The following is a 24738-nucleotide window of genomic DNA, read 5'->3' on the forward strand; positions in this document are numbered from 1 at the left end:
CTATTTTTAAGTGATTCGCAAATTATAAATTAATAAATACAAAAGCAATGTTATGAATCATGTTATTCAACACATTTTTGATTTACGATTAGACGATTTACGATTTACGATTGAAGTTAGTACCAGAATTGCCTATTAAACAAGGCATTCTTACACTAAAAAGTAACTTCAATCGTAAATCGTAAATAGTCTAATCGTAAATTTTCTTATTTTTGTATATATGAAAAAGCTACTCTTATTCGCCTTGTTTTTCTTACTTGCAGAAAACTTATTTCCGCAAACCTCTCTTCAGGAAATAAAACCGCTTATAGGTATTTCTTGTTCACATCCTGAAAATAATTTTTCAAGTGCACGACGAACCTATACTGAATCGGTTTTAAAAGCTGGTGGCTTACCGATTCTTGTTCCTATTATAGAAACCGAAGAAGATCTGGCGCGTATTATATCTATGCTGGATGGCCTCATCCTTATAGGAGGAGAAGATGTTCATCCCAGCTATTATAATGAAGAGCCTATTGAGGAATTAGGCGATGTGAATGATATACGTGACGTTTACGATCTTGCCCTCATCCGCCTGGCTGCCGACCGAAAGTTGCCTACTTTTGGCATTTGTCGTGGGGAACAATTGATTAATGTAGCTTTTGGAGGCTCGCTATATCAGGATATCCCTTCACAATACGAGGATACATCTGTGGAACATAACCAGAAAGTACCTAGTAAATATCCGACTCATTACATAGACCTGTTGCCTGGTTCTATAATTGCTACTGTTACAGGAGAAACGGAGCTTGTCACAAATTCCCATCATCATCAGGCTGTTAAAGATGTTGCTCCCGGATTTCGGGTCACCGCATGGTCTTGCGACGGTATTCCCGAAGCGATTGAATCCAGCACCGGGCTTCCTGTCTGGGGTGTTCAATTCCACCCCGAAGCGCATACAATCAACGGTGATTCTATCATGATCAGATTCTTTGAGTTCATGACCGGACAGGCTGTTCTTTATAGAAATCAGAAATAATCATGGCAGGTATATACATACATATTCCTTTTTGCAAGACAAGGTGCATCTACTGTGATTTTTACTCTACCACACAATCAGAGTTAAAAGAACGCTATATACAAGCGTTATGCAAAGAGCTTGAATTGCGAAAAGACTATCTGAATGGAGAACCCATACAAACAATCTATTGGGGTGGAGGTACCCCCTCCCAGCTTCAACCAACCGACTTCCGACTGGTATTCGATACGATTCATGAAATATACGGCATGGAAGATTGTGAAGAGATCACACTCGAAGCCAACCCGGATGACCTCACTCCCGAATATCTGGAAGCCTTATCTTCATTACCATTCAACCGGATTAGTATTGGGATACAAACCTTTAATAATGAAACGCTAAGGCTACTTAAACGCCGGCATACGGCCGAACAAGCCATCGCAGCCGTACAGAATGCCCGGTTGGCAGGATTTAATAACATCAGCATAGACCTGATTTACGGACTCCCCGGAGAAACGCCCGAAAGCTGGAAATATGATCTTTCACAAGCTATAGAATTAAAAGTGGAACACCTATCTGCATATCATCTGATTTACGAAGAAGGCACACCTTTATATCATATGCTTAAGGAAAGAGAAGTGGCAGAGGTGAGCGAAGACAACAGTTTGTTTTTCTTTTCAGAACTTACCCGCCAGCTTTCTACGGCAGGATATGAACACTACGAAATTTCCAATTTTTGCTTACCCGGCAAATATTCCCGCCATAACTCATCTTACTGGCGTGGAATCAAATATCTGGGATGCGGACCGTCTGCACATTCCTTCAATGACACATCGAGAGAATGGAATATAGCTTCAATAGATCTATATATAGAAGGTATAGAGAGTAGAAAACGTTCTTTTGAAATTGAGACTTTAAATAAACCTACCCGATACAATGATCTTATTATTACCAGCATCCGTACCATGTGGGGATTATCTCTGGTTCAGCTGAAAAAAGAGTTCGGAACTGATTACCTGAACTATACTTTGCAGAATGCAGAAAAGTACCTTCGGACCGATGAACTTATTATAGAAAAAGACCACCTTCGGCTTACACCCAAAGGGGTCTTTATATCGGATAGTATTATGAGCGATCTGCTTTGGGTAGATTAATTCATATCCGTAAGTTCAATTACATTCAATCGTTCCTATACCCCACCATCTCATCTCTCCACATGAATAAAGAGACATTATATGAAATATGATTGTTTCTGCACAGAAATGACAGAAATGACATTTTGATAACAGAATGGAGTGGTAATTGCAAATTCCGGGCTTGGGGAAGAAAGGGAAGGTAAAATGGCAAAAGAATCGCATTTGCGAAAATCAAAAAGATTTAGTTTCCCTAAACAGACTATCTTAATGCTCGGAATAAAATAAAACGCGTTACAAATAACCACATGAATTAAAACAAACACAGCAAATACACACTTTAATTACTCCGCTTAAAACAGAACAACCAGAGGATAAAAACCTATAAAATGAAACACGCTGAAGACTTGAGCCGCGTGCTGTCGATACTTGAGCGCTCGACTGTTGATACTTGAGCGCTTGACTGTCGATACTTGAGCCGCGTGCTGTCGACAGTACGCGGCTCAAGTGTAGAAATTATTGCGCTGGAGCACGTCCAAATATCAATAATACACTGCACAAGCAAGCCTAAGACCTGATTTTAACATCTCATTGACAGTTTTTTAAAAGTTTGCATGTAACCAGAATGGAATAAATATTATCTTTTTGATCTACTTTTGCTCGTATTTGTGACTTGGCGGATTGATGATCAGATTAATTTAGCAATTCAACCTATTTTCGAGCAAAAAGAAAAGTTAGCTGCTAATCATTGTATAAACAGTATCCTTTACAGGGAGAGAGTTTCACTCCTTTCCATACCGTTATACACCAATCCTTCAATAACGTCTATAGCCATCTAACAATTCAACAGGCTTTTCGGATTGACCCTAAAAACCGGGGAAGATATTACAAAAACGTTTCACTTTCACCTTGAAACAACTCTAAACAAATCACAAAAATTGATATAGATCAAAAAAAACATGTTATTGAACATATTTCTATTGGCTTTGTTTTTATGTTATAGAACATATTTATAAGTTTGCATAGGTAAAAAGAAAGACTAAGCGCTTAGATATGTTTTCAATAGGTAATAGTTTTTAAGGTTAAAAAAGTTTTTAGGTATAACAAATTAAAGTAAGTATTATTATGAAACGTTTAGTATTAGCAGCAATGGCAGTAATCTGCCTATCTGCAAGTAGCTTTGCAGCAGGTAAACAACCTACAACTGCAACAACATGGGAAGGTAACATCAACGTAACTAAGTTGAGCAACTATCTGAAATTATCTTCTGCACAGACAGAAGAAGTGGCAAACATCACTACGTTCTTTGACGAACAAATGGGACGTGCTACAAGAGCTAAAAAGAATCAGGATAAAATGCTTCAAAACGCTGTTTACGGCAATTTGAAACTGATGAAAGGAACCCTGTCTGCCGAACAGTATGCAAAGTATATCAAATTAATGAACGTTACCTTGCAAAACAGGGGCATTGAAATCAAGTAAGCTCATGATTGATATTAATATAATAATGAAAGAAAAGGGTGTCATGTTAATAACCAAATGACACCCTTTCTTTTTTTATTTTATGGTAACCATCGTAGCTCCAAACCCATATTCCTGAAAAGAAGCATCCTGATGGGTATAATTCCGGTACTTACGTTTTAACTCATCGAGTATAGCTTTACGCAACACACCATCTCCCTTACCGTGGATAAACACAATGCGCTGTTCGCGTTTTCCTTTATATTGCTCGAGCACCTGGCGAAATTTATCCAACTGATAATTCAGCATTTCGCTATTATCCATTCCCGTAGTATCATCCAGCAATTCATCGATATGAAGATCTACTTCAACTACTCCATTACGGGTACCGGGTTTTACTATTGGTTGAGATTTGGGACGCTCACCGGCATTTTTATTTTGCAATAAGGCAGCTTGAATATCTTCTGCTGAAGCAAAAACCTGCTTTGACGGAACATCATCTTTAACAATATCATAGATAAGGGCAGGTTCTTCAAAGAAATCCGACTCGCGGAAAGTATGCAGTTTATAGAATTTCACCGTATCTATCCTTAACTCTACATTAATTGCTGGCTTCAGGCCAAACGTTTTATCATCCTTGAAAGCGATAAACTGAACGGCAACATGTTCAAGCTCATTCAGAATGTCTTTACCGAACTCTTCAAGAAACAACTTGGTGTTAGGTTCAACCAATCCGTGCGAACGACTCTTCCATGCCTTACCCTCTGCACTCAAATAGGTGTAATACAGGTAATAATTACTATCGTTAACCAGATAGGCTTCAAAAGGGGTACTGGTTATCGCTTTTACATCATCGGGAACAAATCCCAGCATAACATTCAACCGATCGCCACCCCGCACCTCCGACGGCCGGGAAGTTATCTCAGGTTTCACCGGTTTGGCCGGCTCTTCTACTTTAGGTGCAACACTCACCGAAGATCTTGGCTTCATATTATAATCATCGGTGTCGATTACAACACAATTTCTAACCAACATGGGAATATCAAAACCATCAGCATCTTCTACCAACACCGTATCTTTTCCCTTAAATCCTTTTACAATACCGCCTCCTACTTCATTCAGAAAGCGCACTTTATCTCCTATTTTCATTATATAAGTTGAAAGTTGAAAATTGAAAGTTGAAAGTTAAAATTGGAAAATAAAAACCATTGTAGAGTTCTCTAACAAATAATTTTCAACTTTCAACTTTCAACTTTCAACTCTTATCGGCAAATATCGCTATTTTTGCGGTGAAATAACGAATTTGATGAAAGAAAGTCCTAAACATATACGAATTAGTGAGTACAATTACGAGCTTCCGGACGAACGGATAGCCAAATTTCCTTTACCAGAACGTGACAAATCGAAGTTATTGGTATACCGTAACGGAGAGATCACAGAAAATGTATTCACCAGCCTCCCCGACTATCTCCCGAAAGGTAGTTTGATGGTTTTCAACAACACGAAAGTAATTCAGGCACGCCTACACTTCCGCAAAGAAACAGGGGCATTGATAGAAATATTTTGTCTGGAACCGATATCACCCAATGACTATGTCTTGAATTTCCAGCAAACTGAACGTGCAGCATGGCTATGCATGATAGGGAACCTGAAAAAATGGAAAGAGGGAAGTCTACACAAAGAGCTTAATATAAAGGGGCAGCACATTACGCTGATTGCAACACGCGGAGAAAGCTGTGGTACAAGCCATTGGGTAGATTTTTCATGGAATAACCCAGAAATAACTTTTGCAGATATTCTGGAAGTTTTCGGCGAGCTCCCCATACCGCCGTATCTAAACAGGGAAACCCAGGATAGTGATAAAGAAACATATCAAACAGTATATTCGAAAATAAAAGGATCGGTAGCCGCTCCCACAGCCGGATTGCATTTTACTCCATATATTTTTGATAAACTCAAAGAAAAGGGTATAGATTGTGAGGAACTAACCCTCCACGTTGGTGCAGGGACATTCAAACCAGTAAAAAGTGAAGAAATTGAAGGGCATGAGATGCATACGGAATATATATCCGTATCACGTTCAACAATCGAAAAGCTCATAGCACATCATGGAGAAGCAATAGCCGTAGGAACAACATCGGTAAGAACACTGGAAAGCTTATATTATATAGGTGTCACATTGGGCGGTAATCCCGATGCGAGAGAAGAGGAACTGCACGTTCATCAGTGGCAACCTTATGGTACGCAAGAAAATATACCAGCAATAGAAGCACTGAAAAATATAGTTTTATATCTTACCCGTAACCAAATGGACGCTTTACATACCAGCACCCAGATCATTATTGCACCAGGATATGAATACAAAATCGTTAAAGCTATAGTAACCAATTTCCACCAACCACAAAGCACACTACTATTACTCGTATCGGCTTTCGTAAAAGGAGATTGGCATCGCATTTATGATTACGCTTTGGAACATGATTTTCGTTTTCTAAGTTATGGTGATTCATCCTTGTTAATTCCATAGTGTGATATTTGCTATAACTATCTTACTACAGTTGAATAGCCCGGACAAAATATTGAAAGCAGAAAAGAAAGAAAAAAAAAGAAGCAGCATGACTCAAAAAGATAACAGCAACGAACTTTTTCCTCTTGTTGATGAACAAGGAAACATCATAGGAGCCGCCACTCGTGGGGAATGCCATGATGGCAGCAAAAAGCTACATCCCGTGGTACATCTTCACGTATTCAACTCCAAAGGAGAACTATATTTGCAAAAGCGCCCGGAATGGAAAGATATACAGCCCGGGAAATGGGATACCGCAGTAGGTGGGCATATTGATCTGGGAGAAAGCGTAGAGATTGCACTAAAACGTGAAGCCCGCGAAGAACTCAACATTACAGATTTCACACCGGAATTTATAAGGAGCTACGTTTTTGAATCCGACAGGGAGAAGGAATTGGTTTTTGTGTATAAAACAGTCTACGATGGAGAAATCCAGCCCAGCAGTGAACTAGACGGTGGACGATTCTGGAGCATGGAAGAAATTAAAGAGAGTTTCGGAAAAGGGATATTCACTCCCAACTTTGAGTCTGCCGAAAAAGGGGCCTCACAGCCCCTTCTCACATAATTACCTTTACTTTTTTTATTTATTAGCCAATTCGTAGATTACATTCATAACCTTTTGACCAATTTCTTCCGCAGCCTCCGCAGTTGGAGCCTCGCTATATACACGAATAATCGGTTCTGTATTGCTCTTGCGCAGATGTACCCACTGATCAGCAAAGTCAATCTTTACGCCATCAAGATCATTGATTTCTTCGTTCTTATATATTTCTTTCACTTTAGCCAAGATTGCATCCACATCAATGCCCGGTGTCAGGTCAACCTTATTCTTAGCCATAAAATAAGAAGGGTAGGTTGCACGCAACTCGCTTACTGTTTTTCCTTCGTGAGCTAAATGGCTCAGGAATAAAGCAATACCAACCAAAGCATCCCGTCCGTAATGACTGGCGGGATAAATTATTCCACCATTACCTTCACCACCAATAACAGCGTCTACCTCTTTCATCTTAGTCACCACGTTAACCTCGCCCACAGCAGAAGCAAAATACTCCTGACCATATTTGCGAGTCACATCACGCAATGCACGGGTTGAACTCAGATTAGAAACGGTATTACCCGGTGTATGTTTCAATATATAATCGGCAATGGTAACTAGCGTATACTCTTCACCATACATCGTGCCATCTTCACAAATCATTGCCAAACGATCTACATCAGGGTCTACAACAAAAGCAACATCTGCTTTACCGCCTTTCATCAATCCCATAATATCACCGAGGTTTTTCTCCAAAGGTTCAGGATTATGAGCAAAATGTCCGGTTGGTTCGCAGTATAACTTTTCGATATGTTTTACTCCCAGGCGTTCCAGTAATTCAGGAAGAATAACTCCACCCACAGAATTTACTGCATCAATTGCTACGCGAAAATTAGCTTTCTTTATAGCCTCAACATCTACAAGAGCCAGAGCGAGAACACTATCTATATGTTTTTGATTATAAGTCAAATCCTGGCGGTATGTACCTATATGATCTACATCAGCATAGGTAAACTCCTCAGCTTCGGCAATACGAAGCACTTCCTTACCTTCGGCATCATTCAGAAATTCGCCATATTCATTCAGAAGTTTCAGCGCATTCCATTGTTTAGGATTATGAGAAGCAGTCAAAATAATACCACCGCAAGCACCTTCCATAGTTACAGCCAATTCTGTTGTTGGGGTAGAAGCCAAATCAATGTCTACCACATCCCAACCCATACCCATCAGGGTACCAGCCACAACGTTTTTTACCATTTCACCGGAAATACGTGCGTCACGTCCCACAACGATTTTATTACTTGTAGATTTACAGGTTTTACGAATCAATGTGGCATACGCCGAAGTGAACTTTACAATATCAAGGGGATTGAGTCCCTCTCCTACCTGCCCGCCGATTGTACCGCGGATTCCGGAGATTGATTTAATAAGGGTCATATTTATAGGGGGTTAGAGGTTTGTCATTAGGTCATTATAGTCTTAAAGACCAAAATCACCAAACCTGAATTCTTCTTAAATGATAATAGAATGGATAAACGTACTGCATGGCATTAGTGTGTCCTACTTTAGAAGGAACAATCAACTTTACCTCAGCTCCGGATTTGATATATTGCAAAGGAACCAGCCAACCTTCCGGAACCTGACTGCTTTGATAGTTGTAATACATCAACCCTCCTTGTCTGAATTGTCCGTAGGCCGTTGTACCCGAAATTGTATAGTCAAATACATCCAGCCAAGTAGGCCAGGCATAATTAGTCAAAGTTGTATCTTCTGTCAATATATCATATTCCACAAAACGAACAGTTATCACGTCACGGCTTTTAATACTGTCTTTACCCGTACCATAATTAACTATTTGCATATATACGCCATTGGAAAACTGCACATATTCGTTTTCATCGACATTGGTCTTATTGTCATTCTTTTCAAATTCTGAAGCAGAAATGACCTTGATTTTATTCGTTTTGATAAAATTATTGATGGCATCTTTTTCCTCCTCCAGCATTTCTGCATAGGTCTTTGAGTCACTACATGCCTGGAACGCCAAGCCACAGGTTAACATCAACAAGAATAACGAGACTAATTTTTTCATTATATTTTTTTAAATATGATCACAAAAGTATTTTTTTTCCTTGAAAGTTAAAAGTGATGTTCCGTAAAGTTCTCAACCTTTAACCATTTAGATTCAACTTTTAACCTTTAACAGTGGTTCAAAAGCTTTTAGGGCTTCTTCGAATCTCGCAATAGCAGCTTCCATTGTTCCATAAAATTCACCTCCCGAAGCATTCAGATGTCCACCACCATTAAAATATTCGGCAGCTACTTTATTACAGGGAAAATCGCCTACTGAACGCAAAGATATTTTTATCATATTCTTTTCTGTATCTTCACGCAAGAAACAAGTAAAACGAACATTTTTGATAGAAAGTGGAATATTCACAAACCCCTCACTATCGCCTTTCACATACTTAAATTGATTTTGTTCTTCAATAGTCAACGTAAGAAGTGCCGAATGATGATCTTCATACACCTTCATTTGTGTAAGAACATACCCCATCAATCGCAAACGACACTCTGAATATGTATTGTAGACTTTCCGGTATATTTCATCTTTATCAATGCCCTTGGAAAGCAGCTCACTGATAATGAAATAAATTTCGGGACTATTGGAGTTAAAAGAAAAACCACCCGTATCAGTCATCATACCGGTATAAATACATGCAGCAGCATCTTTAGATATGTCCGAAAAATATCCCATACGACAAATCAAGCGGAAAATCAACTCTGATGTCGAAGATATCTGAGGGTGGGAAATCGTAATACGACAAAAGTCACCGGGATGCAAATGGTGATCTATCAGGATTTTACGTGCAGGAGATGCCGCAACACTATCTGCCATATTGGTAATACGGTTCAGTACATTAAAATCCAAACAACAAATAACATCCGCCTCGGCAATCAATTGATCTGCAAATTCTTTATAATGGTCGTACAGCAAAATATCCTTGCTCCCCGGCATCCATTTCAGAAAATCGGGAAAAGCATTAGGAACAATTACATATGCGTTCTTATCCTGCGAAGTCAGAAAATGCCACAGTCCAAGAGATGAACCGATAGCATCGCCATCTGGAGAAACGTGGGAAACAATAACGATCTTGTCTGCCCGTTCAAACCACTTCGTAAAATGATCTATATTTGATTGCTCAATAACCTTAGTTAGCATACGCTTCTTCTAATTTTTAAAATTGAAGGCAAAGATACATGTTTATCTTTAAACACGGGCTAAATCGGATATTTAAAATAAGAAGCCTGCTCCGACAACGACGTTAACGGGATATTCAAACGGGTGCACTCTTCTTGTAATACCTTCCGGCGATAATCAGACAAAGAAGAATCTAAAACGACATGCTGTATGTTGAAAACAGATGTAAGTCCCTCTATGCGACCGGTATAGTTTTTACACAAATACAAGCAATCAACTGGGAAAGGTGACTCGGTCTTTACCTCACGCCAACGATTATCATTGATTATACAAATCCGCTTCCCTCCAAATGAAAGAATATTATTATGCCGAATAAAACAGTTTTCCGCATAATCCGTTAATACAGGAACAGGAGATGACAAACGAAGCCGGTTCCAATAACCAGAAGCAACACGAGTTAAGCGTTGATCGTCAGGAACAGTATCCGCATAGGCTAACCACGACCTGCCATCAGGTAAAATACAATGAACCACCGGACAATTCCGAACATTGTAAAATACCAGGCTTTGGCGTGGACGATCTGCCTCAATCATATAAACCCGATAAACAGACATCATCAGAACAACCGTTAAAAAGGCCAGGATAAAACGAGGGCGCCGACGCACCACATACCACCCCAGGAGTAATAAAGCCAGATAAAAAAGTATAACCTCAAACCGGTATACCCAAACATGATCCACTGATGCAAACGGAAGTTTCTCAATTCCACTAACCACTCCATTCAAAAGTTCCAGAAGAAGGTTCAACGCCCATGCAATCATCTGCCCTACAACCGGAATAAAAGAGAGTAACAACATACCGATTGCCATATAAATAATGAGTGTTACCAAAGGGATTACCAAAATATTCGTCAGAAGGAAATGGACTGAGAAACGGGAAAAGTACAATAAGACCAAAGGGGCAACACCAATCTGAGCTGCAATAGAAACCGTTACAATCCCCCATAGCCAATTTAGAAAACGATTCTTGAAAATAAATCGTTTATAGATCCAGGGCTGAATCAATAAAATAGCAGCAACCGCCATAAATGAAAGCTGAAAACCGACATCAAATAGCCATGAAGGGTTATAAATCAACATGGCAAAGCCTGCAATACAAAGTGTATTCAACGAAACCGGACGATCGGGAAAAAACATAGAGATACCTAATAAGGAAAACATGATAACCGAACGAACTACCGAAGGAGAGAATCCGGTAATAAAAGCAAAAAGCCACAATAAAAGTATAACAGTCCCTACCTTAAAAGCCTTCATACCTGTAGAATTTCCAGGTATTCTTTGCAGTAAGAAAAAGAGAAGAGCATATAAGAAGCCAATGTGTAAACCGGAAAGGGCCAACACATGGCTCGCACCGGAAACCGAATAAGATTCACGTATCGACTCGCTCAATTCTTCTTTATAACCTACGGTCAATGCAGATAAAACTGCAAAATTATCTTGTTCAAAACCAAGGTTGCGATAAAGAGCCAATACATCATCACGGCAATCGGTAGCATAATCCCGCATTGTCCGTTGAGTGTGATGTTTCGTGACTATCCACTTCCCCGAAGAGACAAATCCTGTTCCACTAATTCCTTTATGTATCAAATATCGCGCATAATCAAATTCTTCGGGATTACCCCGGGAAGCAGGCAATGACAGACCGGTTGAAACTAGCAACTCATCTCCACGACTTAGTTCTTTTCCAATAGAATCTAATGAAAAATATAACAAAACATGGCATGCCTCCGGCATGATTCGCGCGTTACAGAGGATACTCCTTTCTTTTTGTTCCGGGTGCTCTGTAACTACAACCCGGTAAATACTTTCATGAGTTGGAAAATCTACTACAGTTTGCTGCAAATTCACATTCTGCCAACAAATTCCGAATACAAGAAAAAAAGAATAACCTAATAATCCGAAAAGCCAACGAGCAGAGTATTGCCGGAATGTCCGATATGTGATGCATAATAAGAAGAGAAATAAAGGCAAGATCAGCAAAGAAAAGGTAAAAGATAATCGTATGCCCTCAAAAAAGAAGTAGTTCCCTAAAAGAATGCCCATTACAAACGGAACAAATAACCGGAATGCAGTATATATGTAGAATTTAGGAACAGACAATCAAAATTCGATTATAAATTTCTTAAATTGCGAATCATCTGTTCCGGGTCCTGATTTGCAAAAACTGCACTCCCTGCAACTAAGGCATCAGCACCTGCAGCGACCAAACGTGCACCAGTTTCCAGATTTACACCTCCATCAACTTCTATTAAAGCCTTTGAGCCAGTTTCATCAATCAGTTTACGTAGTTCACGAACTTTCTCCACCGAATGTTCTATAAAAGCCTGTCCGCCAAAACCTGGATTTACACTCATAACCAGCACCATATATACATCGCGGATAATATCCTTCAACAGAGCAACTGGAGTAGCCGGATTAATAGTTACTGCGGGCTCCATGCCTGCCTCACGTATTTGCTGGATTACACGGTGCAAATGCGTACATGCCTCAAAATGCACATTCATCGTATGCGCTCCCAATGCTTTGACCTCATGAATAAACTTTTCAGGATTAACAATCATCAGATGCACATCAAGTGGTTTGTCGGTCAATTCAGCCACAAACTTCAATACCGGGAACCCAAAAGATATATTAGGAACGAAAACGCCATCCATTACATCAATATGTACCCAATCCGCTTCACTACGATTTATCATTTCCATATCTTTTGCCAGATGGGCAAAGTCCGCCGATAAAATAGAAGGAGCAATTATTGGTTTCATATGTATATATCTTTTGTTTTACCATACAAAGGTAGAAAAGAGAAAACAACTTTCCTAATCTTCTCCATAAGAACTTAAAAACAGAAGAGGAAGACCCGGGATTCAAAAAAATACCGTTATCTTTGCAATTACAAACCTATCGCCATGTATTACAGTCTCTTAATCGTTATTCCGATTATTATTTTCATTGGGTTCTACTCCTACATAAGAAGCAAAAAGAAGACTTCTAAAGTCGGTGTGGTGGAGGAAGAGGTGGTAGTGAAAGAAGATAAAAACCATGAAGAGATTAAAGAAGAATCAGAACCAATAAGATATCTTCGAACATCCCATGATCTCTCCAAACAATGCATACGGTTATTGGGCGGCTTCGTGGTGAAAGACAAGAACGGAGATGATATTTCCAGTTTGTTTACTCCAAGATTAAGGTTACTGTTAACCATGTTAATCATAGGCACAGAAGAGAATCCAGATGGAATCAGCGGAAATACAATCGTTGAGAAACTGTGGAGCAGCAAGAACAAATACGCTGCCAGAAACAACAGAAATGTATCGCTCACTAAATTACGGGGTATATTCGAGAAAGTGGGTCATGTAGAAATCGTTAATCAAGGTAATTATTGGAAAATAGTCTTTGGTGAGGACGTATTATGTGATTATAGTGAAATCATAACATATTATAAAGGTATAAAAGAAAACAGATTTAATGATGAGTTCCATCTTAACATTCTGCTAAACTTGTTATATAATGGAGCTTTACTCCCCCGAATCGAATCAGATTGGTTGAATCATCATAAAGGACGCTTCTCGTATCAAACAATAGAGATGCTGATTTCATTGCTGAACGATCCCAACATTACAAACGACGAGTTCCGGATTAAAATTGCTGATACATTGCTCCAACACGATTACCTTAATGAAGAGGCACTTCGGGTACAATGCCTCCTCTTATATAAGTTAGGAGAGGTTGAGAAGATGAAATCCTGTTACCAGGAGTTTCGCACCAATTATTCTAATCTGTTAGGTATTCAATACAACAAAACATTACGGGAAATTATAAAACCTTAAACTATGGTACAACACTAAAAAGTGTTGTTCCGTAAATAGCTTTTCCATCTTTAGTAAAACCTTCAACTACCACTTTAAATTCTCCTGCAAGGTCAGAAGTATAAAAAGACATTTCGGCCGATGAATCATGAATAATTGATTCAACAAAAGGGTTCCAGTAAAGTGTATGACGAAAATCCGGTTTTAAACTTTTTCTGGCTTGCTCATCTGCATACTCAGTTTTATCCGTTTCGGGTAGGAAGGGACAATCATAAGGCAATAACTGTGAGTTTTCATCCAATTGTATAGCCGACAAGTTCTGTCGATGGCTAACAAAAGAAATCATACATTCATACATTTCTCCTCCAAACAGATAACGGCCATCATAAATATTAACCGTACGGATATTGAGTGGATTATACTTCAGCATTTTCTGATTAGCATAAGTATTACCCCTGTAAACGAGTTCACCTACAGTATAATCCTGCGAGATGTAATATGGATCATTCAAATAAAAGAATGGATTGTAATTTGTTTCCAGTTCGCCACTATAAATCACAGCAAAGTCACCGGCTTCTTTTATATATTCCTCGGCCAATTTGTTTTGTCCATACAGAATGGTATGCCCTATAAGTATGATGACTATAAAGGCGAGTGTACGCTTTATCCAAGAGAATATTTCCATGTCAGATAATATTTAAGGTTTACTCCAACTGCTATCTTTCACTGTATCAACAGAGTACTCCCAAAGCTATATAAAAGTTCCTGATTTTACAACTTTACTGACTTTTTTCCGTTCCTTATGCCTTATTATTTATCACAATGAAATCTTTATTCACCGCTGTAATATGAAAACACCCTTGTTATTGACTTCATAAACATTCAAATATTGTTTTGTTGGGTGATTTTAGCCGGCAAAGATAGTAAAATACAAATTATTTCAGATTGTGCCGCCAAAGTATTCAAACGTTTCATTAAATTTGCGTTCTGTTTTACCTAAATTATTATAGGAACCCTTAAAAGCATTCGATGATAGAGAAACTGATAGTTTTAGAAGATATTGATCCGGTTATTTTTTATGGCGTCAACAATGCTAACCTGCAACTGATAAAAGCACTATATCCCAAGTTGCGTATTGTGGCCAGAGGCAACGTAATTAAAGTATTGGGCGATGAGGAGGAAATGGCTTCGTTTGAGGAGAATATCATCAGACTGGAGAAATATTGCGCAGAGTACAACTCGCTTAAGGAAGATGTGATCATCGATATCATTAAGGGTAACGCTCCACAAGCCGAAAAGGCCGGAAATGTAATTGTGTTCAGCGTTACCGGGAAACCCATCATTCCCCGAAGCGAGAACCAGATGAAACTGGTGGAAGGCTTCAACAAGAATGATATGATATTTGCGGTAGGGCCCGCCGGCTCCGGTAAAACGTATACGGCTATTGCCCTGGCTGTACGGGCGCTTAAGAATAAGGAGATCAAAAAGATCATTCTAAGTCGCCCCGCTGTAGAAGCCGGAGAGAAGCTGGGGTTCTTGCCTGGCGACATGAAAGAGAAGATCGATCCGTATTTGCAACCTCTTTACGATGCCTTACAGGATATGATCCCGGCGGCAAAGTTGAAGGAATATATGGAATTAAATATCATTCAGATCGCTCCATTGGCATTTATGCGTGGACGAACATTGAATGATGCAGTCGTTATTCTGGACGAAGCACAGAACACCACCGCACAACAAATCAAGATGTTCCTTACCCGTATGGGAGTGAATACCAAGATGATCGTTACCGGCGATGTTACTCAAATAGACTTACCACCATCCCAGATATCCGGATTGGTACAATCTATGCGAATCCTGAGGAATGTAAAGGGAATCGCGTTTGTGGAACTGAATAAAAAAGATATCGTTCGCCATAAACTCGTAGAGCGCATTGTCGACGCTTATGAGAAATACGAGCGGCAAGGTGCCGCACCCAGTGGCGGGCAGCGAAGTGCTGCACCCAAAGTTTCTGATGACAAGATTGAAAATGTATAATAATAACCGCCCGTAGGGCAAAATGGCAGCGGCACCTTGCCGCAACTATATATTATGAGCAAAGCATTAGTAAGAACAGATTTCAACTTTCCGGGACAAGTAAGTGTTTACCACGGAAAAGTACGTGATGTATATAACATCAACGACGACCTTCTGGTTATGGTTGCGAGTGATCGCATCTCCGCATTCGATGTAGTATTGCCTAAAGGAATTCCTTATAAAGGACAGGTATTGAACCAAATAGCGTCCAAATTCCTGGATGCTACTGCCGATATTGTTCCCAACTGGAAGGTAGCAACTCCCGACCCTATGGTTACCGTAGGTATCAGATGCGAAGGCTTTCGTGTGGAAATGATTATCCGTGGCTATCTTACCGGTAGCGCATGGCGCGACTACAAAGCAGGAAACCATACGATTTGTGGCGTTACCTTGCCGGAAGGAATGAAGGAAAACCAGAAATTTCCTTCACCGATCATTACTCCTACCACCAAGGCTGATGAAGGTCACGATGAAAATATTTCTAAAGAAGAAATCATCGCTCAAGGTATCGTAAGCAAGGAAGACTACGAATTGATGGAGAAGTATACCTATGCACTCTTCCAACGCGGAACAGAGATGGCTGCCGAGAAAGGTCTTATCCTGGTAGATACAAAATATGAATTCGGAAAGAATGACGGTAAGGTTTATCTGATTGATGAAATCCATACTCCGGACTCCTCTCGTTACTTCTATGCCGAAGGTTACGAAGAAAAATTCGAAAAGGGTGAAGCTCAGAAGCAATTATCTAAAGAATTCGTTCGCCAATGGTTAATGGACAATGGGTTTATGGGTAAAGCGGGTCAGCAAGTGCCTGAGATGACCGATGCGTATGTGGAATCTGTTTCCGAACGCTACATAGAACTATACGAACACATCGTTGGAGAGAAATTCGTTAAAGCAGATACGGAAGATATCACTGATCGTATAGAAAAGAATATCACTGCGTTCCTGAAAGAAAGATAAATGAATTATCCACAGGAAAACATCAAGCCTTACGGCAGCGACAGCAAAAAAGTAGAGCAGGTTGAACATATGTTCGACAACATTGCGCATGCTTATGACCGATTGAATCATACCCTATCCTTAGGTATTGACAGAAGTTGGCGTAAGAAAGCCATTGCCTGGCTCAAACCTTTCCACCCGAAGCGCATCATGGATGTGGCTACCGGAACGGGAGATTTTGCGATCCTCGCCTGCCGCCAGCTCCAACCCGATACGCTTATCGGAACGGACATTTCGGAAGGTATGATGAATGTGGGAAGAGATAAAGTTAAGAAAGAGGGGCTGTCCGATAAGATCAGCTTTGCCAAAGAAGATAGTTCCTCTTTTTCTTTTGATGATGAACGTTTCGATGCAATCACTATAGCTTTTGGGATTCGCAATTTTGAGGATCTGGACAAATGTCTGCTGGAAATATATCGTGTACTCGAGAAAGAAGGACATCTGGTTATTCTTGAACTGACTACTCCCGATAAGTTTCCGATGAAACAGTTGTTTGCCATTTATTCAAAGGTGGTTATTCCTGTTATAGGAAAGCTCATGTCTAAAGATAATAGCGCATATAAATATCTCCCGCAAACAATAAAGGCTTTTCCGCAAGGAGAAGTGATGAAGGGGGTGATATCCCGCGCTGGTTTTAAGGAAGTCAACTTCAAACGCCTGACTTTCGGAATTTGTACGTTATACACAGCAACCAAGTGAGTTTTGAGTTATGAGTATTGAGTTTTGAGTTATGAGTTGTGAGTTATAGGTTTTCACATAAGGGATAAACCAAACTCTACACATCAACCCACAACTCATAACTCAAAACTCAATACTCATAACTCAAAACTCATAACTCAAAACTAATTATATGCAGAAGTATGGTTTAATCGGTTATCCCTTGCGGCATTCTTTTTCTATAGGATACTTCAACGAGAAGTTTCATGCCGAAGGTATTGATGCAGAGTATCTTAATTTCGAAATACCCACAATCAATGACTTTATGGAGGTTATACTTGAAAATCCTACATTGGCAGGACTGAATGTAACCATTCCATATAAAGAACAGGTCATTCCTTTTCTGGATGAACTGGAAAAAGATACGGCTGCCATCGGTGCGGTTAACGTGATTAAAATCACCCGTGTAAAAGGTAAGATTAAACTGAAAGGATACAATTCCGATATTATCGGATTTACACAATCCATTGAACCTTTGCTACAGCCTCAGCATAAAAAGGCACTAATATTGGGTACGGGCGGATCATCGAAAGCCGTGTTTCACGGGCTAAAGAATCTGGGAGTAGAGGGTCTGCATGTTTCACGCACTGCACAGAAAGGTGCGATTACTTACGAAGAGATCACCCCCGAGATCATGGACGAATATAAGGTTATCGTAAACTGTACTCCGGTAGGAATGTACCCCAAAGTAGATTTCTGCCCGGATATACCTTATCAATACTTAACTCCGGATCATTTATTGTACGACTTATTATATAATCCGAATATAACGCTGTTTATGAAGAAAGGAGAAGCACAAGGCGCCGTCACTAAGAACGGGCTGGAAATGCTGCTTCTTCAAGCTTTCGCCGCATGGGAGATATGGAACGGCAACGAGCCGCTACGAAGTTTCTAATTCCCCAGTAAATGAAGAAGGTAATCTATTCTATATTAATCTTGTTTGTAGTGTTCATTGCTATATCTTTTGGCGGTGGACTCTACCTGATTGATTATGCTTTAGTCTCCAATTCCAGTGGCAAGAACATAGTGGAATCCTATCACTATATGGAGAAAACCTATCCTTTTGTGGATGAATGGTTAGATAGTCTTCAGCAGACTAACGCATTAAAAGATACGACTATCACTAACCGGAAGGGCAAACAGCTCCATGCCTATTATGTTGCTGCTTCCCAGCCTACGGCAAAGACGGCGGTTATTGTACATGGCTATACGGATAATGCGATACGGATAATGCAAATCGGATATATGTATAGTCATGACCTGAGTTATAACATCCTGTTACCCGATTTGCAGAATCATGGACTCAGTGAAGGGGAGGCCATACAGATGGGATGGAAAGACCGGTTGGATGTGCTTCAATGGATGGAAATGGCGAATCAAATTTACGGTGATAGCGCCCGGATGGTAGTGCATGGTATTTCTATGGGAGCTGCAACAACGATGATGGTTTCGGGCGAGCAGCAAGAAGATTATGTAAAATGCTTTGTAGAGGATTGCGGTTATACGAGTGTGTGGGACGAATTCTCGCAGGAGCTAGAGGTGCAGTTCAGTCTGCCGGAATTTCCATTATTGCATGCCGCAAGTTGGTTGTGCAAACAGAAGTATGGTTGGGACTTCAAAGAAGCTTCTGCTTTAAATCAGGTAAAGAAGTGCAGTTTACCGATGTTCTTCATTCATGGCGATGCAGATACGTATGTTCCTACATGGATGGTGTATCCGTTGTACGAAGCTAAACCGGACCCGAAAGAGCTATGGATTGTGCCCGGTGCCGCACATGCTGCGGCCTACAAGGATAACAAAGAGGAATATACTGCCAGAGTCAAAGCATTTGTCGACAAATACATATAACCATCACAAGAACTAAATAGCTACAAATTCGTTATTCTTCTATAAACTTATAATAATTATGAAACGTATCATAGTTTCCTCATTATTGTTTCTGACCTTGATCATAACTGCTCAGGCACAGGATAAGGTATATACGGTAGATAATATCCCTAAGATACATCTACAGGATAAAACCCGGTATGTATGCGATCCGTCGGGTATATTATCTCAGGAGGCTACCAGTACGATGGATAACCTTTTGTACAATCTGGAGCAACAAACCGGGATCGAAACTGTTGTAGCCGTAGTTCCATCTATTGGTGAGGCCGATTGCTTTGATTTCTCTCATCAATTGTTAAATACCTGGGGAGTCGGTAAGAAGGGGAAAGACAATGGTCTTGTTATTCTGCTGGTAACCGACCAGCGTTGTATCCAGTTCTATACCGGATATGGGTTGGAGGGTGTTTTGCCTGATGCTATTTGTAAAAGAATTCAGACGCAGGAGATGATACCTTACCTGAAAGATGGAAACTGGAACGAAGGTATGGTAGCCGGTATCCGTGCCGTATGTGGAAGGCTGGATGGCTCGATGGTAAATGACTACGAGGAGGAAGAAGAAATTGAAGGTTGGGGAATTATACTGGCAGTTATTGGCTTTATTGCTGTTTTTTTCGGTATTGCACTCTTTGCGATGTGGCAATCCAGCAAATGCCCAAAATGTGGCAAACATCAGTTACAGCGTACCGGCAGCAAACTTATCTCCAAAAAGGATGGGGTGAAAACTGAAGAGGTTACATATACGTGCCGCAATTGTGGTTATCGCCTGAAACGCCAGCACCAATCTTACGATGAAAACTACCGTGGACGCGGTGGTGGTATGGGACCGATTATTGGTGGTGGATTAGGAGGCTTCGGCGGTGGAGGCAGATCTGGTGGCGGTTTCGGCGGCGGTAGCTTTGGTGGTGGCCGCGGCGGTGGCGGCGGAGCCGGTTCCCGTTTCTAGCGGTCGGCAAGGACTCTAAATAAAACAATTATAAATTAATATTAATACATTTAACAACATGAAAAAGTCAACGATTACTATTCTTGCCATTGTGGGCGTTTTAGTTATTCTCGTTATCTGGGGAGCTTCAGCATACAATGGCATGGTTACGATGGACGAAAACGTCAGTACGAAATGGGCCAATGTAGAAACGCAATACCAACGCCGTTCAGACCTTATTCCTAACCTGGTTAATACGGTAAAAGGATATGCCACTCACGAACAATCTACTTTGGAAGGTGTAGTTGAAGCGCGTTCAAAGGCTACACAGGTAACAGTAGACCCGAATAACCTGACTCCCGAAGCTATTGCTAAATACCAAAAAGCACAAGGGGAAATCGGTAGCGCATTGGGACGATTACTGGCTATTACCGAAAATTATCCCGATCTGAAAGCGAACCAGAACTTCCTTGAACTACAGGCACAGCTTGAAGGTACGGAGAACCGTATCAATGTAGCCCGGAAGGATTTTAACGAAGCTGCTCAGGAGTATAATACCACCATACGCCGCTTCCCTAAAAGTATTTTTGCCGGCATGTTCGGATTCGATAAGCGTCCTTATTTTGAAGCACAAGAAGGTGCCGATGTAGCTCCGAAAGTAGAGTTCTAACAACTGTACAGAAGTTTTTTTCGGAAAAAAAGTATCATATCTGTCACCAGCCCAGCTAACAGACTAATATACAGAAGATTATCCGAAAGCAAATTTCCGGAGAAGTCACACGCTACTATCACAAGTATCACGCAGTGTAGCGTCCCGACGCGTACAGTAGCGTTGTTCTAAAGAAGAACCGTTATAAGTTTCGGGTGCCGGTTTCTCTTATTTTCATACACCCGGGTGTTTTTGATTGAAACACCCGGGTGTATTGTATTAAAAGACCCGGGTGTTTCGGGCTGGTACACCCGGGTCTTTTCGAACGTTTCAAACTTTGTCGGAAAATCAAACAAATAAGCAATTCAATGCGATTGCAGTTTAAGGAACGCCATGCGCCATAAGGTCGCTTCGCCGCAGAAAGAAGAAGCCCATAATGCAAGAATTTGGCTGCACCACCTTGCCGCCCCAAAAAAAAGAAGTATTTTTGCGGCTGTATACAAAAATCACATAACTCATGAGCAATCAACGATACATGATGCGAGGCGTATCTGCATCAAAAGAAGACGTGCATAACGCAATCAAGAATATTGATAAAGGGCTTTATCCACAGGCCTTCTGCAAGATCATTCCTGATATATTGGGTGGCGATCCTGAATATTGCAACATTATGCATGCCGACGGTGCAGGAACCAAATCTTCACTGGCCTACTTATACTGGAAAGAAACCGGCGACATTTCTGTTTGGAAAGGCATTGCACAAGATGCGCTCATTATGAATATCGACGATCTGCTTTGCGTAGGAGCCATCGACAACATCCTCGTATCATCAACCATCGGACGTAATAAACTCCTTATTCCCGGCGAAGTTATTTCTGCCATCATCAACGGAACGGACGAATTGCTTGCCGAGCTCCGCGAAATGGGCGTTGGAGTATACGCCACAGGGGGCGAAACGGCCGACGTGGGCGACCTGGTACGCACGATTATCGTAGATAGCACGGTGACCTGCCGTATGAAGCGCAGCGATGTGATTGATAATGCCAATATCCGTCCGGGAGACGTGATCGTTGGTCTGGCATCTTACGGACAGGCTACATACGAAAAGGAATACAACGGCGGAATGGGAAGCAATGGACTTACCTCGGCACGCCATGATGTGTTTGCCAAGTATCTGGCCGGGAAATATCCGGAAAGTTACGACGCCGGCGTGCCATCGGAACTGGTGTACTCGGGCAACCTGAAACTGACCGACGAGGTAGAAAACTCACCCATAGATGCCGGCAAACTGGTGCTCTCTCCTACCCGCACGTATGCGCCGGTAGTAAAGAAGTTGCTGGATGCGCTGCGTCCCCAAATCCACGGTATGGTACACTGCTCGGGCGGTGCGCAAACCAAAATCCTGCATTTCGTTAACGATGTACGCGTTATAAAAGATAACCTCTTCCCCGTTCCACCGCTGTTCAAAACGATACACGAACAAAGCGGAACGGACTGGGCAGAAATGTACAAAGTATTCAACATGGGCCACCGGTTGGAAGTATATCTATCGCCCAAACATGCCGAAGAAGTGATCGCCATCTCCAAGTCGTTCAATATCGACGCACAAGTTGTAGGACGCGTAGAAGCAAGCGAAAAGAAAGAACTGATTATTAAAAGCGAATTCGGAACATTTGAATATTAATACATGGCTGAAAATAACATATTAGATAAGCTGGAAGGTCTGGTAAGCCGGTTCGAGGAAGTATCAACCCTGATCACCGACCCGTCTGTCATTGCCGACCAGAAACGATTTGTAAAACTCACCAAAGAGTATAAAGAACTGGACGACATCATGAAAGCCCGTAAGGAGTACATCCAAACACTGGCTAACATAGAAGAAGCAAAGTCCATTCTGGGCAATGAACAAGACCCGGAAATGAAGGAAATGGCACGCGAAGAGCTGGATTCCTCTCAAACCCGCCTGCCCGAACTCGAAGAAGAGATCAAACTCCTGTTGGTACCGAAAGACCCGGAAGACGGCAAAAACGCCGTAGTCGAAATCCGCGGAGGAACCGGAGGAGACGAAGCTGCAATCTTCGCAGGCGACCTGTTCCGCATGTACATGAAATACTGCGAACTGAAAGGCTGGCAAACGGAAGTGACCAGCAGCAGCGAAGGAACATCGGGCGGTTTCAAGGAAATCATTTTCACCGTATCCGGAGATAATGTTTACGGTACGTTGAAATACGAAAGTGGCGTACACCGCGTACAGCGCGTGCCTGCCACCGAAACCCAGGGACGCGTACACACATCGGCAGCATCCGTAGCCGTACTGCCGGAAGCGGAAGAGGTTGACGTAGAAATCAACCCGGCCGACTTGGAGTTCCAGACCGCACGCTCGAGTGGTGCCGGCGGACAGAACGTAAACAAGGTCGAAACCAAAGTACAGCTTTACCACAAACCCACCGGAATACAAATCCAGTGCCAGGTATCCCGTTCGCAGCTGGCCAACAAAGAAATGGCACTGCAAATGCTGAGAACCCGCCTGTATGACATGAAGTTACAAGAACATCTGGACGCCATATCATCCAAAAGAAAAACAATGGTATCGACGGGCGACCGCTCGGCAAAAATCCGTACCTATAACTATCCGCAGGGACGTATTACGGACCACCGCATCAATTATACAATCTACAACCTTTCCGCCTTTATGGATGGAGACATTCAAGGTTGCATCGACCAACTGATTGTGGCGGAGAATGCGGAGCGAATGAAAGAAAATGAACTATAATCAGTTGAAAGTTGAAAATTGCGATGCCGCAGGACAACTTTCAACTTTCAACTTTCAACTTAATATAATATGAATAAACAACAACTCTTCGAAAACATAAAACGCAAACAATCATTCCTTTGCGTTGGTCTGGACACAGACATCAAGAAAATACCCGAACACCTATTAAAAGAAGAAGACCCGATCTTCGCTTTCAACAAAGCCATCATCGACGCTACTGCCGATCTTTGTATAGCCTATAAGCCCAACCTTGCTTTTTACGAAAGCCTGGGCGTAAAAGGATGGATTGCCTTCGAAAAGACCGTAACCTACATCAAAGAAAACTACCCCGATCAATTCATCATTGCCGATGCAAAACGAGGAGATATTGGCAACACCAGCGAAATGTACGCTCGTTCATTCTTCGACGAACTAAATATAGACTCCGTAACCGTAGCCCCATACATGGGCGAAGACAGCGTAAAACCATTCCTGCTTTATCCTGAGAAATGGGTCATCCTGTTGGCCTTAACCTCCAACAAAGGCTCGCACGATTTCCAGTTAACAGAAGACGCCAATGGCGAACGCCTCTTCGAAAAAGTACTAAGAACATCACAAGAATGGGCAAGTGACGAACAAATGATGTATGTGGTAGGCGCCACACAAGGTAAAATGTTTACCGACATACGTAAAGTCGCCCCCAACCACTTCCTGTTGGTTCCCGGAGTTGGCGCACAAGGCGGCTCACTCGAAGAAGTTTGCAAATACGGAATGAATAGCACCTGCGGATTAATCGTAAACTCCTCACGCGCTATCATCTACGCCGATAAAACAGAAAAATTTGCCGAAGCTGCCCGCAAAGCTGCACAAGAAGTACAGCAAGATATGGCAGAACAGCTTAAACAGTTGACAGTTAACAGTTGATAGTTGACAGTTACGATGCCGCATGGTAACTATCAACTGTCAACTATCAA

The 24738-nt window shown here is 41.4% G+C and carries 23 protein-coding genes; 16 read left to right on the plus strand and 7 right to left on the minus strand.

The window, feature by feature from the left end:
* Nucleotides 1-220: 220 nt before the first annotated feature.
* The 3 genes from D0T87_RS04105 (at nt 221) to D0T87_RS04115 (ending at nt 3612) form a co-directional block, all read left to right on the plus strand.
* Nucleotides 221-1018 carry a gamma-glutamyl-gamma-aminobutyrate hydrolase family protein gene (locus tag D0T87_RS04105; RefSeq protein ID WP_163173050.1) on the plus strand — a complete coding sequence of 266 codons (798 nt, stop codon included), beginning with the start codon at nt 221-223 and terminating at the stop codon, nt 1016-1018.
* A 2-nt stretch (nt 1019-1020) separates the two neighbouring features.
* Entirely contained in the window at nt 1021-2151 is a 1131-nt protein-coding gene (gene hemW, locus D0T87_RS04110; RefSeq protein ID WP_163173052.1) for a radical SAM family heme chaperone HemW, read from the plus strand.
* A 1104-nt stretch (nt 2152-3255) separates the two neighbouring features.
* Nucleotides 3256-3612 (plus strand): hypothetical protein, encoded by a 357-nt coding sequence (locus D0T87_RS04115; protein WP_163173054.1) that lies wholly within the window; start codon nt 3256-3258, stop codon nt 3610-3612.
* Between the two features lie 75 nt (nt 3613-3687).
* Here the strand turns inward: D0T87_RS04115 and D0T87_RS04120 are convergent, their stop codons facing one another.
* Nucleotides 3688-4740: a DUF2027 domain-containing protein gene (locus D0T87_RS04120; protein WP_163173056.1), complete on the minus strand. Its 1053-nt coding sequence runs from the start codon at nt 4738-4740 to the stop codon at nt 3688-3690.
* 157 nt (nt 4741-4897) lie between these two features.
* Between D0T87_RS04120 and D0T87_RS04125 the strand changes: the two genes are divergently transcribed.
* Both D0T87_RS04125 and D0T87_RS04130 read left to right on the plus strand, forming a co-directional pair.
* A complete protein-coding gene (locus tag D0T87_RS04125) occupies nt 4898-6118 on the plus strand; it encodes an S-adenosylmethionine:tRNA ribosyltransferase-isomerase (RefSeq protein ID WP_163173058.1) in 1221 nt (406 codons plus the stop codon).
* An 88-nt stretch (nt 6119-6206) separates the two neighbouring features.
* On the plus strand, nt 6207-6722 hold the full coding sequence (locus D0T87_RS04130; protein ID WP_163173060.1) for an NUDIX domain-containing protein: 516 nt from the start codon (nt 6207-6209) through the stop codon (nt 6720-6722).
* Nucleotides 6723-6737: 15 nt separating this feature from the next.
* On the opposite strand, the gene glmM is transcribed toward D0T87_RS04130, so the two are convergent.
* The 5 genes from glmM to rpe all read right to left on the minus strand — a co-directional run bounded on the left by glmM (nt 6738) and on the right by rpe (nt 12715).
* The gene (gene glmM, locus D0T87_RS04135; RefSeq protein ID WP_163173062.1) at nt 6738-8129 is read right to left on the minus strand and encodes a phosphoglucosamine mutase; all 1392 of its coding nucleotides are present in this window, start codon (nt 8127-8129) and stop codon (nt 6738-6740) included.
* 55 nt (nt 8130-8184) lie between these two features.
* Complete coding sequence (locus D0T87_RS04140) at nt 8185-8784, minus strand: DUF4827 domain-containing protein (RefSeq protein WP_163173064.1); 600 nt, start codon at nt 8782-8784, stop codon at nt 8185-8187.
* 93 nt (nt 8785-8877) lie between these two features.
* Nucleotides 8878-9915, minus strand: coding sequence for a bifunctional oligoribonuclease/PAP phosphatase NrnA (locus tag D0T87_RS04145; RefSeq protein ID WP_163173066.1), 1038 nt, complete (start codon nt 9913-9915; stop codon nt 8878-8880).
* A gap of 59 nt (nt 9916-9974) precedes the next feature.
* On the minus strand, nt 9975-11996 hold the full coding sequence (locus D0T87_RS04150) for a ComEC/Rec2 family competence protein (RefSeq protein ID WP_163173262.1): 2022 nt from the start codon (nt 11994-11996) through the stop codon (nt 9975-9977).
* Nucleotides 11997-12064: 68 nt separating this feature from the next.
* Entirely contained in the window at nt 12065-12715 is a 651-nt protein-coding gene (gene rpe / locus D0T87_RS04155; RefSeq protein WP_163173068.1) for a ribulose-phosphate 3-epimerase, read from the minus strand.
* A gap of 144 nt (nt 12716-12859) precedes the next feature.
* On the opposite strand from rpe, the gene D0T87_RS04160 reads away from it, so the two are divergent.
* Entirely contained in the window at nt 12860-13780 is a 921-nt protein-coding gene (locus tag D0T87_RS04160; RefSeq protein ID WP_163173070.1) for a hypothetical protein, read from the plus strand.
* Between the two features lies 1 nt (nt 13781).
* Here D0T87_RS04160 and D0T87_RS04165 read toward each other — a convergent pair whose 3' ends face one another.
* Nucleotides 13782-14444 carry a hypothetical protein gene (locus tag D0T87_RS04165; RefSeq protein ID WP_163173072.1) on the minus strand — a complete coding sequence of 221 codons (663 nt, stop codon included), beginning with the start codon at nt 14442-14444 and terminating at the stop codon, nt 13782-13784.
* Between the two features lie 344 nt (nt 14445-14788).
* On the opposite strand from D0T87_RS04165, the gene D0T87_RS04170 reads away from it, so the two are divergent.
* From D0T87_RS04170 to pyrF, 10 genes are all read left to right on the plus strand, one after another.
* Nucleotides 14789-15796: a PhoH family protein gene (locus tag D0T87_RS04170; protein ID WP_239063474.1), complete on the plus strand. Its 1008-nt coding sequence runs from the start codon at nt 14789-14791 to the stop codon at nt 15794-15796.
* A 54-nt stretch (nt 15797-15850) separates the two neighbouring features.
* A complete protein-coding gene (locus D0T87_RS04175; protein WP_163173074.1) occupies nt 15851-16798 on the plus strand; it encodes a phosphoribosylaminoimidazolesuccinocarboxamide synthase in 948 nt (315 codons plus the stop codon).
* Nucleotides 16799-17536, plus strand: a complete 738-nt coding sequence (gene ubiE, locus D0T87_RS04180; RefSeq protein ID WP_163173076.1) for a bifunctional demethylmenaquinone methyltransferase/2-methoxy-6-polyprenyl-1,4-benzoquinol methylase UbiE — start codon at nt 16799-16801, stop codon at nt 17534-17536. It begins immediately after the preceding gene.
* Nucleotides 17537-17687: 151 nt separating this feature from the next.
* A complete protein-coding gene (locus D0T87_RS04185) occupies nt 17688-18449 on the plus strand; it encodes a shikimate dehydrogenase (RefSeq protein WP_163173077.1) in 762 nt (253 codons plus the stop codon).
* Between the two features lie 11 nt (nt 18450-18460).
* Nucleotides 18461-19402 (plus strand): alpha/beta hydrolase, encoded by a 942-nt coding sequence (locus tag D0T87_RS04190; RefSeq protein ID WP_163173079.1) that lies wholly within the window; start codon nt 18461-18463, stop codon nt 19400-19402.
* Nucleotides 19403-19460: 58 nt separating this feature from the next.
* Nucleotides 19461-20384: a TPM domain-containing protein gene (locus D0T87_RS04195; protein ID WP_163173081.1), complete on the plus strand. Its 924-nt coding sequence runs from the start codon at nt 19461-19463 to the stop codon at nt 20382-20384.
* Between the two features lie 58 nt (nt 20385-20442).
* Nucleotides 20443-21033, plus strand: coding sequence for a LemA family protein (locus D0T87_RS04200; RefSeq protein ID WP_163173083.1), 591 nt, complete (start codon nt 20443-20445; stop codon nt 21031-21033).
* A gap of 496 nt (nt 21034-21529) precedes the next feature.
* Complete coding sequence (locus tag D0T87_RS04205; protein ID WP_163173085.1) at nt 21530-22696, plus strand: AIR synthase-related protein; 1167 nt, start codon at nt 21530-21532, stop codon at nt 22694-22696.
* A 3-nt stretch (nt 22697-22699) separates the two neighbouring features.
* On the plus strand, nt 22700-23785 hold the full coding sequence (prfA, locus tag D0T87_RS04210) for a peptide chain release factor 1 (RefSeq protein ID WP_163173086.1): 1086 nt from the start codon (nt 22700-22702) through the stop codon (nt 23783-23785).
* Between the two features lie 69 nt (nt 23786-23854).
* Nucleotides 23855-24688, plus strand: a complete 834-nt coding sequence (pyrF, locus tag D0T87_RS04215) for an orotidine-5'-phosphate decarboxylase (protein WP_163173089.1) — start codon at nt 23855-23857, stop codon at nt 24686-24688.
* Nucleotides 24689-24738 lie beyond the last annotated feature (50 nt).

This window comes from Bacteroides sp. 51, from assembly GCF_010500965.1.
Taxonomy (GTDB): domain Bacteria; phylum Bacteroidota; class Bacteroidia; order Bacteroidales; family Bacteroidaceae; genus Bacteroides.